This is a genomic window from Ornithinicoccus sp., from assembly GCF_057176825.1.
The window spans coordinates 222,197-235,645 of record NZ_CM169976.1 but is presented as its reverse complement, the minus strand read 5'-3'; the positions used below and the strand labels follow the sequence as shown (position 1 = coordinate 235,645).

Sequence of the window (13,449 nt, the reverse complement as noted above, 5' to 3'; positions counted from 1 at the left end):
TGACCTGCCGGATCCCGCGCTGCTGCGGGCGAGTTGTAACCGAACCGTGATCCGGGCTACTGCCGAGTCACCGCCGGGCCGACCGGGTCCAGGAGGCGACCCGGCGTGCCCACGAGGCGACCCAGCGCGGCCACGCGCGGGTGACTGGTGCGGTGGGTGGGCGCATCGACGGGCAGGCCGGCGCGCTGGCTCGCGAGATCCCGGCGCCGCTGGTCCAGCCGGCGGTCGCTCAGACCGTTCCCGTCCCGCTGGGTCGGGTCGAAGGCTCTCAGCGCGTGGTCGGGGTCCTGGGTCATCGGGCGCTGTCTCCCTCGGCGACGTCCCTCTCGTCGACGCTGATCTCGTCGACTCTGACCTCGTCGACGCGGTCCGGGTAGAAGGCCGCGTGCCCCGCGATGGGGAGCACGGCAGCATGCGGCGTCGGGTACACCCACAGCGCGTCGACCGAGCCTTCGCCTCCCACCGGCACGCTGAAGTAGGACGCCGCGCCCTTGTAGGGGCAGTACGTGCTCGTTGCGCTGGCTTCGAGCAGCGTGTGGTCGAGGTCGTCCATCGGGATGTATTGCACGGGCGGGTAGTTCGCCTCGCGCAGGGTCAGCGCGCGGGTGCTGTCGGCGACCACGTTCCCGGCCACCGTGACGACCACCCGTCCGGGGGTGGGCTCGATCGTGATCGGGTGATCAGGTCCGGGCTCCAGGATTGTCCCGTTCATGGCCTCTTCCCTTCCGCCTCCAGGTCGCGCAGGATCCGGACCGCCTTGGGTCCCACCCCGTGGAGCGCCAGCAACTCGTCGTCGGAGCGTTGCACGGCCTGCGCCACGGTGGAGATGCCGGCTCCCAGGAGGGCCCGGGTCGCTGGCTTGCCGAGGCTTCGGGGCAGGTCGGATCCCTGCGGGCGTACTGCCGGCTATTGCCGCATCCTGGACCGCGACCAGGCGTCGCGGTGCCCGGTGTCGCCAGGCACGGAACACCAGGTCGTTCAGGTCCTTGCCGTTGATGTCGGCCAGGGGTAGCCGGATCCCGATCTGGGCGCCGCCCCGTGCCAGCGCCTCGGCGGTGGGAAACCGGTCGAGGGCCTCGCCGGCGTCCTCGCCCGACAGTCGCAGTTGGACCACCTCGCCGGATCGGTCCAGTCCGGCGAATCCCTTGCCGCGGACGGTGAAGGCCACCATTCCGTGATGCGTTCCCTCCTCGACCTCGGGGAGGTCGAGGGCGGCTTTGCGCAGCTGGGCCGGCGTGGTCATCGCTGCCCTCCGTCCCCCAGGCCCAGGTGCTCGAACGTCAACCGGGCGAAGTCGCCGAGGTCGTCCAACTGGTGGGCTTCCTCCGGGGTGAACCACCCGACCTCGGTCGTCTCGTCGTCATCGGCCCGGGCCCACCGGCCGTCGTCGGCCTGGCGCACCAGCAGGATGCGTCCGGCCTCGTCCCGGGGGAGGACGGCGACGGAGGGGACCAGGAGCAGGTCGTGGCCTACGTGCTCGCGGAGCCTGCGGATGCAGGGCGAGATCGGCATACCTCCATACTGCACGGCTCGGGCGGTGCGCGGGGGTCGCGGCAGATCGCAGAGGCAGGTTAGAAGGGTGGTGGCGGGGCCTCGCCCGGCTTGGGATTCGCCGCCCGCTGCCGCTCCTCCGTGATCAGGAGCTCGTGGGCGTGGAGGACCTCCTCCGGCCTGAGCTGGTCCGGGGGTGGGCCGTGGCGCCGCGTGGCCCGGTGGGGTCGGTGGCGGAGCGTGATGGGGAGGTCGCGATGGAGTCGACTGTCCCACCGTGGGGTGAGGTCGTTGTCGGCATCGTCCTCGGGGCCGGAGAGCCGGTCCTCCTGTTGACGCTGGGCCAGGGCCGCATAGATCAGACGGTCTCTCAGGTCGTGGTCGCGAGCGGGGTCCACCCCGTGCCGGGTGAGCCGGTGCAAGGCCTCCCACACCGAGCCGGGAGGTCGACTGGCACCAGCGGGTCCTCTGGCCCTGCCGCCTCCGGGGGCGTCGTTGGTGTAGAGCCGGTAGTCATGGGAGCGCGTGCGGTAGCAGCGACCGAACAGGGTGGTCCAGGTGACGTTGCGCTGCGAGTCCATCACGGTGGTCCACAGCCCCCAGGTCTTGAACTGGTGGTGGCGCCCGTGCTTCAGGTTGAGTTGATCCTCGCTCGTCCTGCCGGCGCCTCCCCCGGGTTCGTCGTGTTGGTAGGGGACTTCGTGGTCGTGCTGGCACCGCTCGGCCGGCACCGTGCACCCGGGCGCCCTGCAGTGTCGGTCGGCCGCCCGGATCTGGTCGCGCATGGCCTGGTCGGGCCGGTAGGCCTGGACGGTGCGTTCGACGAGCCTTCCGTCGAGCGGGTCGTACACGATGCGGTGCAGGACGTTCGCTTCGAGAGCCAGTTCGCGGGCGTGCTCGGCGGTGATGTAGCCGTAGCCCGGGATGTGAGCCACCCCGGTGGAACCGACATCGGTGAGCGCATCGAGCGGCACCACGATCTCGAGAGCGATCTGGGGTTGGGCCGCCAGGATGCGAGCCACGATCTCCCCGACCTCGCCGATGACCTCGGCCTCGTCGGAGAAGGCGCTGGTGGGCGGGGTGCTGCCTGAGGGGGCATCGCTCGACCCGTCGGTCTCCGGTCTGACGTCCCCCTGAGAGGCGTCGTCCGGCGCGCCTCCTTGGGTGGGGATGAGCGTGCCGTGGAGGACCAGACCGAGGGCGATATCGGACCGGAGTTGGGCGAGCGTGCGGGGATCTCCGGCGGCCCGGGCGGCTCGGGCGGCCTTGTCGATCCGCGCGATGGCACCCACCACGTTGCTGGTGCCCCCGGTGACGGTCAGCGTCCCGGTGCCGTTGTCCTCGAGGACGGCGAAGGCATCGCGGCGAGCGACTGCCGCCCGACGCTCGGCACGCGCCTTGCGGGGATCCGTGCCCGTAGCGCGGATCAGTTCGCGGTTCAGGGCGTCCTGGAGCTGGCCGAAGGACTGGCGTGCTCCGCCACCGGATTCCTCGTCGTCAGGATCCGGAGCCCACCGCGAGCCGGGCCCGAGGGTGCGATCGAAGATGTCGGCAGCGACCTCGGGGGGTAGGTGCCGACAGGCCTGCCACACGGTCCGCACCTGGCGCCAGTCGACGTCGCCGATCGCCAGCGCGTGCTCGGCCGCCCGCGTCACCCAGCGGGGAGCGAGCGCGAAGCCGACCCGGTCGTGACAGTCCTGGATGCCCCACCCGGTGAGCACCTGGAGTTCGTTGGCGATGGCCGACTTGGTCATGGCCCGCCACCGTTCGCGGGCGGTCTTGGACAGCTCGGACGGGTCGGCGACCTTCTTGCGTGCCAGGAGTTCCTCGCCGGTCACGATGGCCATGTCACGGATGACGTCGAACAGGCAGGCATCGGTCCACCGACCGATGATGACCAGGGCGTCGGAAGCATCGGCGAGCTCCCGGTTGGTCGGTCGAGGAGTGCTGGAATCTGCCCTTTCGGGATCGGGGCTGTCGGGGTTGTTGTGGCTGGGGTCGTTGTCGCCGGGGTCGTGGTCGCCGGGGGCGGGGTTGTCGCGGGTAGCCATCACGGGGATCAGGGCACAGAGCTGGTCGGCCACGTGCCGGGGGAAGCCCGCGACATCCAGGGTTGCGGTCAAGAGTGCGGAGAGCGCGGCGGGGTTGAGCGGCTCGGTGGTCGTGCCGGAATCGGATGCTTCGGCGGTCGTGCCGGATTCGGGCGGGACGAGCCACAGGAGACGATCCTTCCGGGCGGCGCGTTCGAGGTCTTCCTCCGTGATCCCATAGGTGGCCGGCTCGCACGCCCAGTCCACGGCGTCGATCGCCTGCCAGTGCTCACACTCCGCGTCCGGGACGTCCTCGCGCGCCGAGGCGAGAGCAGTGTCTGGGTAGTCCGCCACCGATCTCACCGCCCCTCCGCGGTCCGGGTCCCGGCCCTTCCGAACCGGAACTTTGCTGGTGCCCCCAGTCTAGAACACCAGTCCGACAGAGCGGGAGCTCCACGCGCACCTGTGGATGACCGGCCGGCCAATCCCGCGTTGTGGACGAACCGCGGGGGATCGCGCGACAGGGCTGGTCGACAGGGCTGGTCGAGGGCAGCTGGTTGCCGGTGCGTTGACAAATGGTCGGGAAATACCGACCATACGATTATGGCCGACCATAACGAGGTTCCCGGCGAGGCGCAGCACAGCCACCCCGACTACGACCTCCCGGAGACACTCGCGCTGGAAGACCCCGCGCAGTACCGCGCACTGTTCGAGGAGACCCGGGCGCAGATCGTGGAGCTGCTCCGCGAGCGGGCGGCCACGACCTCAGAGCTGGCGGAGGCGCTGGACAAGCCCAAGGGCACCGTGGGTCACCACCTCAAGGTGCTGGAGCGCGCCGGTCTGGTCAGGGTGGTGCGCACGGTGCGGGTGCGTGCGCTGGAGGCCAAGTACTACGGGCGGACGGCGCGGACCTTCCTGTACGAACGCGTCGGGGAGGCCGCGGGGGCCGAGCAGCGGACGATGGCGCAGGCGGCCGCAGCGATGGCAGCGCTGCCGCCCGACACCGAGGACTTCTGGGCCGTGGCCAAGCACGCCCGGATCCCGGTGGCACGGGCGGCCGAGTGGGCGCAGCGACTCAACGAGCTCGTGGTGGAGTTCTGGGACCAGCCCAAGGAGGGGGACGCGACCTACACCCTCGTGATGGGCCTCTATCCGACCCGGCGACCGGCGCTGCCGGAGCAGTCCGAAGAGGAGTCCGACGAGAGACCCGACGAGGGGACGAAGCCGTGAGTGTCACGCCCGAGCAGGAGGGCGGTCAGACCGAGGCAACCGAGACCGAGGCGACCGCGACCCAGGGTCGTCGCCGGCTGGGCCCCAACTACGTCAAGCTGTTCACGGCGTCGGTGTGCACCAACCTGGGCGACGGCCTGATGGCGGTCGCGGTCCTCTGGCTGGCCTCGTCGCTGACCCGCGAGCCCACGCTGATCGCCCTCGTGGGGCTCGCCTCACGCCTGCCCTGGCTGATCTTCTCGTTGCCGGCAGGGGTCATCACCGACCGCATGGACCGACGGCTCCTGGTGGCCTGGATGGACGTGGCCAGGCTGGTCGTCATCGCGGCGCTGGGCGTGGCGGTGCTGCTGCACCAGGAGGGCCTGCCCACGCCGGAGGAACTCGCACACGGGGCGGAGCCACCACGGGACGGCGGGGCTGCTGCTCGCCCTGCTCTGCCTGGCCGCCCTGCTGATCGGCTTCGCCGAGGTGGTCCGCGACAACGCCGCCCAGACCCTGATGCCCTCCGTGGTGGACAAGTCCCAGCTGGAGAAGGCGAACGGTCGACTCTGGGGCGCCGAGATGACCATGAACAACTTCGTCGGCCCGCCGCTGGCCGGGGTCGTGATTGCCATCGCCCTGGCGCTGCCCTTCTTCCTCAACGCAGGGATGCTGGCCGTGTCGGCGGCGCTGGTCTTCGCCCTCGCCGGCAGCTTCGCGCCCAAGGGGCGGACCAGCAGCGGCAAGATCGCCTGGCGCCGCGAGATCGGTGAGGGGTTCCGCTGGCTGTGGAGCCACGACCTGCTCCGCTCCCTGGCGATCCTGCTGGGGGCGATGAACATGCTCGGCGCGATGGTCTTCGCCCTCATCGTGCTCTTCGCCCAGGAGGTCCTCGGCCTCTTCGAGGGCTGGCAGTTCGGGCTGGTGCTCACCGGCACGGCGGCCGGAGCCGTCCTGGGCTCGCGTGCTGGCCGACCGGGCGGCAGCCCGGCTGACGCACGGCACCGCACTCCTGGTCTCGATCGCCGGGTCGGGGGTCGTGTTTGCCGTGATGGGCCTGGTCAGCTGGGCGCCCGCCTTCTGGCTCGTGGGCATCGTCGGCGGGTTCTTCATGGTGCTGTGGAACGTCATCACCGTCTCGCTGCGCCAGCGCATCATCCCCGACCACCTGCTCGGCCGGGTCAACTCGGTCTACCGGTTCTTCGGCTGGGGCACGATCTCCCTGGGGACCCTCCTCGGGGGCCTGCTGGTGACGCTGGGTGAGCCGGTGCTCGGCCGGGACTGGGCCCTGCGTGCCCCGTTCCTGCTCGCGGGCGTGGCCCACCTGGCCCTCCTCTGGTACGCCCTCCCGCGCATCAACACCGCACGCGTCACCGCGGCCACGGCCCAGGCAGAGGCGGCGTCGGGCGACCAGGCGTGATGTCTCACCAGTGAGACACAACCCGACGGCAATGGGTATGCCGAACGGTCGGGGACCGGTGGAATGTCACCTATGACCAACCCACTGAGCACCGTCACCGTCCGCACCGGCCCCCTGTCGCCCGCCGAGGTCGTCGCGGTCGCCCGCCACGGGGCCCCGGTGGAGATCGCGGCGGAGGCACTCGAGGGGATCACGGCCAGCCGGCGGGTCATCGAGGCCCTCGCCGAGGACCCGGTGCCGCACTACGGGATCTCGACCGGATTCGGGGCGCTGGCGACCAAGCACATCCCCGCGGACATGCGGGCCCAGCTGCAACGCAGCCTGGTGCGCAGCCACGCGGCCGGGTCCGGTCCCGAGGTGGAGCGCGAGGTGGTCCGGGCCACGATGCTGCTGCGGCTCTCGACCCTGGCGACCGGCCGCACCGGCGTGCATCCGGACACCGCGCAGGCGTATGCCGCACTGCTCAACGCGGGCATCACCCCGGTGGTGCACGAGTACGGCTCCCTGGGGTGCTCCGGGGACCTGGCGCCGCTGGCCCACTGCGCGCTCGCCGTGATGGGGGAGGGACTGGTCCGGGACGCGGACGGGGACCTGATGGACGCCTCGGACGCCCTGGCCACCGCCGGCATCGAGCCGGTGCAGCTCGCCGAGAAGGAGGGACTGGCCCTCATCAACGGCACCGACGGCATGCTCGGCATGCTGCTGCTGGCGCTGCACGACCTGGACACCCTGCTGACCACGGCCGACATCGCGGCCGCCATGAGCGTCGAGGGCCAGCTCGGCACCGATGACGTCTTCGCGGCGGACCTGCAGGCGCTGCGGCCGCACCCGGGCCAGGCGCTCTCGGCCGAGAACCTGCGCGCCGTCATGGCGGGCAGCCCCATCCGGGACAGCCACCGCGACCCGGACGCGTGCACCAGGGTGCAGGACGCCTACTCCCTCCGGTGCAGCCCGCAGGTGCACGGGGCGGCACGGGACACCATGGCGCACGCCCGTGCCGTGGCCGGACACGAGCTGGCCGCCGCCGTCGACAACCCGGTGGTGACGCCCGACGGCCGGGTGGAGTCCAACGGCAACTTCCACGGTGCCCCCGTCGCCTACGTGCTGGACTTCCTGGCGATCGTGGTCGCCGACGTGGCCAGCATCTCCGAACGCCGCACCGACCGCTTCCTCGACGTGGCGCGCAACCACGGGCTCAACCCGTTCCTGGCCGACGACCCCGGGGTCGACTCGGGCCACATGATCGCCCAGTACACCCAGGCCGCCATCGTCTCCGAGCTCAAGCGGCTCGCGGCGCCGGCCAGCGTCGACTCCATCCCGTCCTCGGCGATGCAGGAGGACCACGTCTCGATGGGCTGGTCGGCGGCGCGCAAGCTGCGCCGCAGCATCGACGGGCTCACCAGGGTGCTGGCCGTCGAGGTGCTCACCGCGGCCAGGGCGCTGGACCTGCGCGCCCCCCTCCAGCCCGCCGCGGCGTCCGCCGCCGTCGTCGCGCTCCTGCGCGGTGGCGGCGACGACTACGAGCCCGTCGCCGGCCCGGGCCCGGACCGGTTCCTGGCCCCCGAGATCGAGACCGTCGTCGACCTGGTCGCCGACGGCCGAGTCCGACACGCGGCGGAGGAGGTCACCGGCGCCCTGCGCTGACCCACCGGCCCGAGAGCAGCAGCCCAGCACACGACATACCCACCACACGGCATACCCACAAGGAGTCATCATGGAAGGCGCACGCCCCGTCCGCGCAGCCCGCGGCACCACCCTCACCGCACGCAGCTGGGCGACCGAGGCCCCCCTGCGGATGCTGATGAACAACCTGGACCCCGAGGTCGCCGAACGCCCGGACGACCTCGTCGTCTACGGCGGCACCGGCCGCGCCGCGCGGGACTGGAAGTCCTTCGACGCCATGGTCCGGACCCTGACGACGCTGCGCGAGGACGAGACCATGCTGGTCCAGTCTGGCCGCCCGGTCGGGGTCTTCCAGACCCACGAGTGGGCACCCCGCGTCCTCATCGCCAACTCCAACCTGGTGCCGGACTGGGCGACCTGGCCGGAGTTCCGGCGGCTGGAGCAGCTGGGGCTGACGATGTACGGGCAGATGACCGCCGGCTCGTGGATCTACATCGGCACCCAGGGGATCCTGCAGGGCACCTACGAGACGTTTGCCGCTGTCGCGGCCAAGCGGTATGCCGACACGCTGGCCGGGACGCTGACCCTCACCGGGGGCTGTGGCGGGATGGGTGGGGCCCAGCCGCTCGCGGTCACCCTGAACGGCGGGGTCTGCCTCATCGTCGACGTCGACGAGTCGCGGCTGCGGCGCCGGGTGAAGTCGCGCTACCTGGACGAGGTCGCCGACAACCTCGACGCCGCGGTGGAGCGGGCGCTCGCCGCCAAGGAGGCCAAGGAAGCGGTCTCCATCGGCGTCGTCGGCAACGCCGCCGAGGTGTTCCCCGAGCTGCTGCGGCGCGGCGTGCCGATCGACATCGTGACCGACCAGACGTCGGCGCACGACCCGCTGTCCTACCTGCCCGAGGGGGTCGCCCTGGAGGACTGGGCCGACCTCGCGGCCAAGAAGCCGGAGGAGTTCACCGACCGGGCGCAGGCCTCGATGGCCAAGCACGTGGAGGCAATGGTCGGCTTCCTGGACGGCGGCGCCGAGGTCTTCGACTACGGCAACAGCATCCGCGACGAGGCGCGCAAGGGCGGCTTCGAGCGGGCCTTCGAGTTCCCGGGCTTCGTCCCGGCCTACATTCGGCCGCTGTTCTGCGAGGGCAAGGGCCCGTTCCGGTGGGCCGCGCTGTCCGGCAACCCGGCCGACATCGCCGCGACGGACAAGGCGGTGATGGACCTGTTTCCGGACAACGACCACCTGCAGAAGTGGCTGCGCGGCGCCGGCGAGAAGGTCGCCTTCGAGGGGCTCCCGGCCCGGATCTGCTGGCTCGGCTACGGCGAGCGGGACAAGGCCGGGGTGAAGTTCAACGACATGGTCGCCGCGGGCGAGGTCGAGGCGCCGATCGTGATCGGCCGCGACCACCTGGACTGCGGCTCGGTCGCCAGTCCCTACCGGGAGACCGAGTCGATGGCCGACGGGTCCGACGCGATCGCCGACTGGCCGCTGCTCAACGCCCTGGTCAACACCTCGTCCGGAGCGTCGTGGGTGTCGCTGCACCACGGCGGTGGGGTCGGCATCGGCCGGTCGATGCACGCGGGCCAGGTCTCGCTGGCCGACGGCACCGACCTGGCCCGGCAGAAGCTGGAGCGGGTCCTCACCAACGACCCGGGCATGGGCGTGATCCGCCACGTCGACGCCGGGTATGCCGAGGCAGAGGAGGTCTCGCAGGAGCGCGGGGTGCGGGTCCCGATGCGCGAGGAGTGAGGATGCGGCAGGAGTGAGCGCGCAGGTTGACGACGCCTCAGGAGAGCTCGACGCGGCCCTCGGCGGTGTTGAGGGTCGCGGTGAGCCGCGGCGGCCCGGTCTCGATCCGGACCGGGGCGCCGGTGCGCAGCCGGAGCGCCCGGAGCCCGGCGGCCACGGCGTTGGGGTCGGGGTGGACCACGTCGAGGGTGACCAGCTCGACGAGCGGCAGCCCCTCGCTGGGGTGCGGGGTCTCGTCCCACTCGATGAGGAACGGCAGGATGCCGCCGAGCCCGCCCGACAGCCCGGTGACCTGCCACTGCAGGGTCTGCCCGGACGGCTGCTGGCGACTCATCGCGACGACGTCACCCGGGTCGTAGCCGGAGTGTCGTGCCGCGTCGACCAACTCGGTGATGCCCCGCGTGCGGACCGCCCAGCCGACGAGCGAGGGAGCGGTGAGTCCGTCGATCCCGAAGGGACGTGGCTGATCCGGCTCGGGCTGACCGGGGTCCGGGGCGACGAGCTCGAGATAGCGCATCCCACCGAGCCCGAGGAGGGCGTTGTGGGTGCCGAGCCCGGGGTGGGGGCCTCCGTCCTGCGGTTCCACTCCCGTCAGTTCGGCGACGTGGTCGACGAGTTGCGAAAGGTCGGGACCGGCCAGGACGAGGTGGTCGATCCTTGTCTGCACGGGCCCCAATTTACCCCCTAGCCTGGGAGCGTCGGCACTCCGAGGCAGGTCATGAGACGGAGGTCACGTCCGCGACCTGCGCCTGGAGGGCCTCCACGACGGCCCGGGCGTCGACCGTCAGGCCGACGCCGTGAGCCCCGCCACCGAGCGAGATCGTCCGGTCCGCGGGCTCCACGATGCTGGCGTCGGCGATGACCGGCCACGCCGTGGTGGAGCCGAACGGGGTGATCGTGCCGCGCTCGTAGCCGGTGGCCTCCTGTGCGGCAGCGGCGTCCGGCATGGACAGCCGACTGACCCCGAGCAGCGCCCGCAGCTTGGGCCAGGAGATCTCCCGGTCGCCGGGGACCAGGACGAACAGGTAGTCGTCCTCGGCGCGCCGCACCACCAGGGTCTTGATCAGGTCGCGCGGTGCGACCCCGCGGGCGGCCGCCGCCTCCTCCAGGCTGCGGACCCGCCCGTGGCGGGTGACGGCATACGGGATGCCGGTGGCCTCGACCGCCGCGACGGCGCGTTCCTCGCTCATCACCCCAGGGTGCCACGGCCCGGGGCGCCTTCCCCCGACGCTCCGACCGCCCTAGGGTCAGGAGGGTGACCTCACAGAACAGCGCGGCGCAGTTCGACCGGATGTGGGAGGAGCTGGAGCCCGTCGGGCGGGCCCGCTCCGGTGGCTACCGACGCTTCGCCTGGACCCGGGAGGACCACACCCTGCGCGAGTGGTTCGCGGCGCAGTGCGCCGAGCGCGGGCTGGACCTGGTCGAGGACCGGATGGGCAACCAGTGGGCCTGGTGGGGGGACCCCGACGCGGCCCCCGGTCAGGGGGTGGCGATCGGCTCGCACCTGGACTCGGTGCCGGACGGCGGGGCGTATGACGGACCGCTGGGTGTGGTCTCCGCGCTCGCCGTGGTCGACGCGTTGCGCGCGCAGGGGCTCACGCCGGGCCGGCCGCTCGCGGTCGTGAACTTCGTGGACGAGGAGGGCGCCCGGTTCGGCGTGGCCTGCGCGGGGTCCCGCGTGATCACCGGCGCGATGACCGCCGAGCGGGCGCTGGGGCTCACCGATGCCGACGGGACCACGATGGCCGACGCGCTGCGGGCCGCGGGCCGCGACCCCGCAGCGATCGGGCCGGACCAGGAGACGCTGCGCCGGGTCGGCGCCTTCGTCGAGCTGCACGTCGAGCAGGGGCGCGGGCTGGTCGACCTGGACCTGCCGGTGGCCGTCGCCAGCGACATCTGGCCGCACGGCCGGTGGCGGTTCGACTTCCCGGGCGAGGCCAACCACGCCGGGACCACCCGGTTGGAAGACCGCCGCGACGCGATGCTCGGCTACGCCGACCTGGTGCTCACCGCCCGGCACGTGGCGTCCCAGCAGGGGTGCGTCGCGACGGTCGGCAAGGTCGCGGTCGAGCCGGGCGGGGTCAACGCCATCCCGAGCCACGTGACCGGTTGGTTGGACAGTCGGGGCGCCGACCCGGAGGCGGTGCGGGCCACCGTGGCCGAGCTCACCGCCCGGGCCCGTGACTTCGGTGCCACCGTGACCGAGGAGTCCTGGACGCCCTCGACGGCCTTCGACACCGGCCTGTCCGACCGGCTGCGCACCACCCTCGGCACGGCGACCGAGCTCAGCGTGCCGGTGCTGGGCACCGGTGCGGGGCACGACGCCGGCATCCTGGCCACGGCCGGGGTGCCCTCGGCGATGCTCTTCGTCCGCAACCCCACCGGCGTGTCGCACAGCCCGGCCGAGCACGCGGAGCGGGACGACTGCCACGCCGGGGTGGAGGCGCTCGCCGCGTGCGTCGCCGACCTCACGGACGCGGCCCCGGACGCGACCGCCGGGACGGTGCAGCCGTGAGCTCCATCGGTCAGGAACGGTGGCACGCTTCCTACGCGCACCTGCCCGACGGGCTGGCCCGCGACGTGCTCCTGGTCGCCGACAACGGTCGGTTCACCCGGGTGCAGCCGGGGGTGCCCCCGGCGCAGGCCGCCGGGGACGGTGCCGAGCGGCTGCCGGGCGTGGTCCTCCCGGGTCTGGCGAACTGCCACAGCCACGCGTTCCACCGGGCGCTGCGGGGGCGCACCCACGACGGCGGCGGCACCTTCTGGACGTGGCGGGAGGGGATGTATGCCGTGTCCGCGCGGCTGGATCCGGACAGTTACCTGGAGCTGGCCCGCGGCGTCTACGCCGAGATGGCCCTCGCCGGGATCACCGCGGTCGGGGAGTTCCACTACCTGCACCACGGCCCCGGCGGCGTCCCCTACGACGACCCCAACGCGATGGGCGCCGCCCTGGTGGAGGCGGCCGGGCAGGCGGGGATCAGGCTGACCCTGCTGGACACCTGCTACCTGGCCGGGGGACTGACCGCCGACGGGCACGTGCCCCTGGCCGGGCCGCAACTGCGGTTCGGCGACGGTGACGTCGCCTCCTGGGCCGCCCGTGTCTCCCGGCTGGCCGACCACACGGCGGGTGGGCCGGGGCACCTGCGCATGGGCGGGGCGATCCACTCGGTCCGGGCCGTCCCGCGCGACCAGCTCGGGTTGGTGCCCGACTGTGGCGTCGTCGACGGGACGGACCCCCTCCACATCCACCTGTCGGAGCAGCCTGCGGAGAACGAGGCGTGCCTGGCCGTCCACGGGCTGACCCCCACCCAGCTGCTGGCGGAGGAGGGGGTGCTCGCTCCCCACCTGAGCGCCGTCCACGCCACGCACCTGACCGGGGAGGACATCGGCCTGCTCGGCGCGGCGCAGGCCACCGCGTGCTTCTGCCCCACGACCGAGCGCGACCTCGCGGATGGGATCGGCCCGGCCCGCGAGCTGTGGGACGCCGGGGTGCAGTTGTCCCTCGGCTCGGACCAGCACGCCGTCGTCGACCTCATCGAGGAGGCGCGGGCCCTAGAGATGCATGAGCGGCTGCGCACCCTGGAGCGCGGCAGGTTCGCCCCCGGGCAGCTGCTCGAGGCGGCCACCGCCCACGCCTCGATCGGCTGGCCCGACGCCGGGCGCATCGAGGTCGGGGCCCGTGCCGACCTGGTCGCGGTGCGGCTCGACACCGTCCGCACCGCCGGGGCCGACCCCGGTCAGGTGCTGCTCGCCGCGACCGCCGCCGACGTGGACACCGTCGTCGTCGACGGGCAGACCATCGTCACCGAGGGACGCCACCGCCTCGAGGAGTCCCGCACCGTGGGCAGCCAGCTGACCGGCGTGCTGGAGCAGCTCTGGGCGTAGGGGCCGCCGGCCGCACACGGTCGGCCCCGCATCCTGACAGACTT

13 protein-coding genes are annotated in these 13,449 nt (G+C 72.5%); 7 read left to right on the top strand and 6 right to left on the bottom strand.

All coding sequences use genetic code 11. The annotated features are described in order from the left end of the window. Window positions 1-56: 56 nt before the first annotated feature. The 4 genes from AC1QRC_RS01250 to AC1QRC_RS01235 all read right to left on the bottom strand — a co-directional run bounded on the left by AC1QRC_RS01250 (window position 57) and on the right by AC1QRC_RS01235 (window position 3,875). Window positions 57-296 carry a hypothetical protein gene (locus tag AC1QRC_RS01250; RefSeq protein ID WP_484205051.1) on the bottom strand — a complete coding sequence of 80 codons (240 nt, stop codon included), beginning with the start codon at window positions 294-296 and terminating at the stop codon, window positions 57-59. Further along, the gene (locus AC1QRC_RS01245) at window positions 293-712 is read right to left on the bottom strand and encodes a DUF427 domain-containing protein (protein ID WP_484205050.1); all 420 of its coding nucleotides are present in this window, start codon (window positions 710-712) and stop codon (window positions 293-295) included. The genes AC1QRC_RS01250 and AC1QRC_RS01245 overlap by 4 nt, the downstream gene beginning before the upstream one ends. Window positions 713-1,239: 527 nt before the next feature. Then, on the bottom strand, window positions 1,240-1,512 hold the full coding sequence (locus tag AC1QRC_RS01240; RefSeq protein ID WP_484205049.1) for a hypothetical protein: 273 nt from the start codon (window positions 1,510-1,512) through the stop codon (window positions 1,240-1,242). 59 nt (window positions 1,513-1,571) lie between these two features. After that, the gene (locus AC1QRC_RS01235; RefSeq protein ID WP_484205048.1) at window positions 1,572-3,875 is read right to left on the bottom strand and encodes an HNH endonuclease signature motif containing protein; all 2,304 of its coding nucleotides are present in this window, start codon (window positions 3,873-3,875) and stop codon (window positions 1,572-1,574) included. A 249-nt stretch (window positions 3,876-4,124) separates the two neighbouring features. On the opposite strand from AC1QRC_RS01235, the gene AC1QRC_RS01230 reads away from it, so the two are divergent. The 5 genes from AC1QRC_RS01230 to hutU all read left to right on the top strand — a co-directional run bounded on the left by AC1QRC_RS01230 (window position 4,125) and on the right by hutU (window position 9,520). Next, window positions 4,125-4,751, top strand: coding sequence for an ArsR/SmtB family transcription factor (locus AC1QRC_RS01230; RefSeq protein WP_484205047.1), 627 nt, complete (start codon window positions 4,125-4,127; stop codon window positions 4,749-4,751). Window positions 4,752-4,891: 140 nt separating this feature from the next. After that, window positions 4,892-5,503 (top strand): MFS transporter, encoded by a 612-nt coding sequence (locus AC1QRC_RS01225; RefSeq protein ID WP_484206717.1) that lies wholly within the window; start codon window positions 4,892-4,894, stop codon window positions 5,501-5,503. Between the two features lie 191 nt (window positions 5,504-5,694). Then, complete coding sequence (locus tag AC1QRC_RS01220) at window positions 5,695-6,150, top strand: hypothetical protein (protein ID WP_484205046.1); 456 nt, start codon at window positions 5,695-5,697, stop codon at window positions 6,148-6,150. A gap of 72 nt (window positions 6,151-6,222) precedes the next feature. Then, entirely contained in the window at window positions 6,223-7,794 is a 1,572-nt protein-coding gene (gene hutH, locus AC1QRC_RS01215; RefSeq protein ID WP_484205045.1) for a histidine ammonia-lyase, read from the top strand. 70 nt (window positions 7,795-7,864) lie between these two features. After that, window positions 7,865-9,520 carry a urocanate hydratase gene (hutU, locus tag AC1QRC_RS01210; RefSeq protein ID WP_484205044.1) on the top strand — a complete coding sequence of 552 codons (1,656 nt, stop codon included), beginning with the start codon at window positions 7,865-7,867 and terminating at the stop codon, window positions 9,518-9,520. Window positions 9,521-9,557: 37 nt separating this feature from the next. On the opposite strand, the gene AC1QRC_RS01205 is transcribed toward hutU, so the two are convergent. Both AC1QRC_RS01205 and AC1QRC_RS01200 read right to left on the bottom strand, forming a co-directional pair. Beyond that, window positions 9,558-10,187 carry a VOC family protein gene (locus AC1QRC_RS01205; RefSeq protein WP_484205043.1) on the bottom strand — a complete coding sequence of 210 codons (630 nt, stop codon included), beginning with the start codon at window positions 10,185-10,187 and terminating at the stop codon, window positions 9,558-9,560. Between the two features lie 49 nt (window positions 10,188-10,236). After that, window positions 10,237-10,710: an aminoacyl-tRNA deacylase gene (locus AC1QRC_RS01200; RefSeq protein ID WP_484205042.1), complete on the bottom strand. Its 474-nt coding sequence runs from the start codon at window positions 10,708-10,710 to the stop codon at window positions 10,237-10,239. A gap of 65 nt (window positions 10,711-10,775) precedes the next feature. On the opposite strand from AC1QRC_RS01200, the gene AC1QRC_RS01195 reads away from it, so the two are divergent. Both AC1QRC_RS01195 and AC1QRC_RS01190 read left to right on the top strand, forming a co-directional pair. Then, a complete protein-coding gene (locus AC1QRC_RS01195) occupies window positions 10,776-12,035 on the top strand; it encodes an allantoate amidohydrolase (protein WP_484205041.1) in 1,260 nt (419 codons plus the stop codon). Continuing rightward, window positions 12,032-13,405, top strand: a complete 1,374-nt coding sequence (locus tag AC1QRC_RS01190) for a formimidoylglutamate deiminase (protein ID WP_484205040.1) — start codon at window positions 12,032-12,034, stop codon at window positions 13,403-13,405. The genes AC1QRC_RS01195 and AC1QRC_RS01190 overlap by 4 nt, the downstream gene beginning before the upstream one ends. Window positions 13,406-13,449: the final 44 nt, after the last annotated feature.

What these genes read in the sequence shown, in the direction of transcription:
- AC1QRC_RS01250 (WP_484205051.1), bottom strand. Translation starts at nt 296, where the DNA reads ATGACCCAGGACCCCGACCACGCGCTGAGAGCCTTCGACCCGACCCAG.
- AC1QRC_RS01245 (WP_484205050.1), bottom strand. Translation starts at nt 712, where the DNA reads ATGAACGGGACAATCCTGGAGCCCGGACCTGATCACCCGATCACGATC.
- AC1QRC_RS01240 (WP_484205049.1), bottom strand. Translation starts at nt 1,512, where the DNA reads ATGCCGATCTCGCCCTGCATCCGCAGGCTCCGCGAGCACGTAGGCCAC.
- AC1QRC_RS01230 (WP_484205047.1), top strand. Translation starts at nt 4,125, where the DNA reads ATGGCCGACCATAACGAGGTTCCCGGCGAGGCGCAGCACAGCCACCCC.
- AC1QRC_RS01225 (WP_484206717.1), top strand. Translation starts at nt 4,892, where the DNA reads ATGGCGGTCGCGGTCCTCTGGCTGGCCTCGTCGCTGACCCGCGAGCCC.
- hutH (WP_484205045.1), top strand. Translation starts at nt 6,223, where the DNA reads ATGACCAACCCACTGAGCACCGTCACCGTCCGCACCGGCCCCCTGTCG.
- hutU (WP_484205044.1), top strand. Translation starts at nt 7,865, where the DNA reads ATGGAAGGCGCACGCCCCGTCCGCGCAGCCCGCGGCACCACCCTCACC.
- AC1QRC_RS01200 (WP_484205042.1), bottom strand. Translation starts at nt 10,710, where the DNA reads ATGAGCGAGGAACGCGCCGTCGCGGCGGTCGAGGCCACCGGCATCCCG.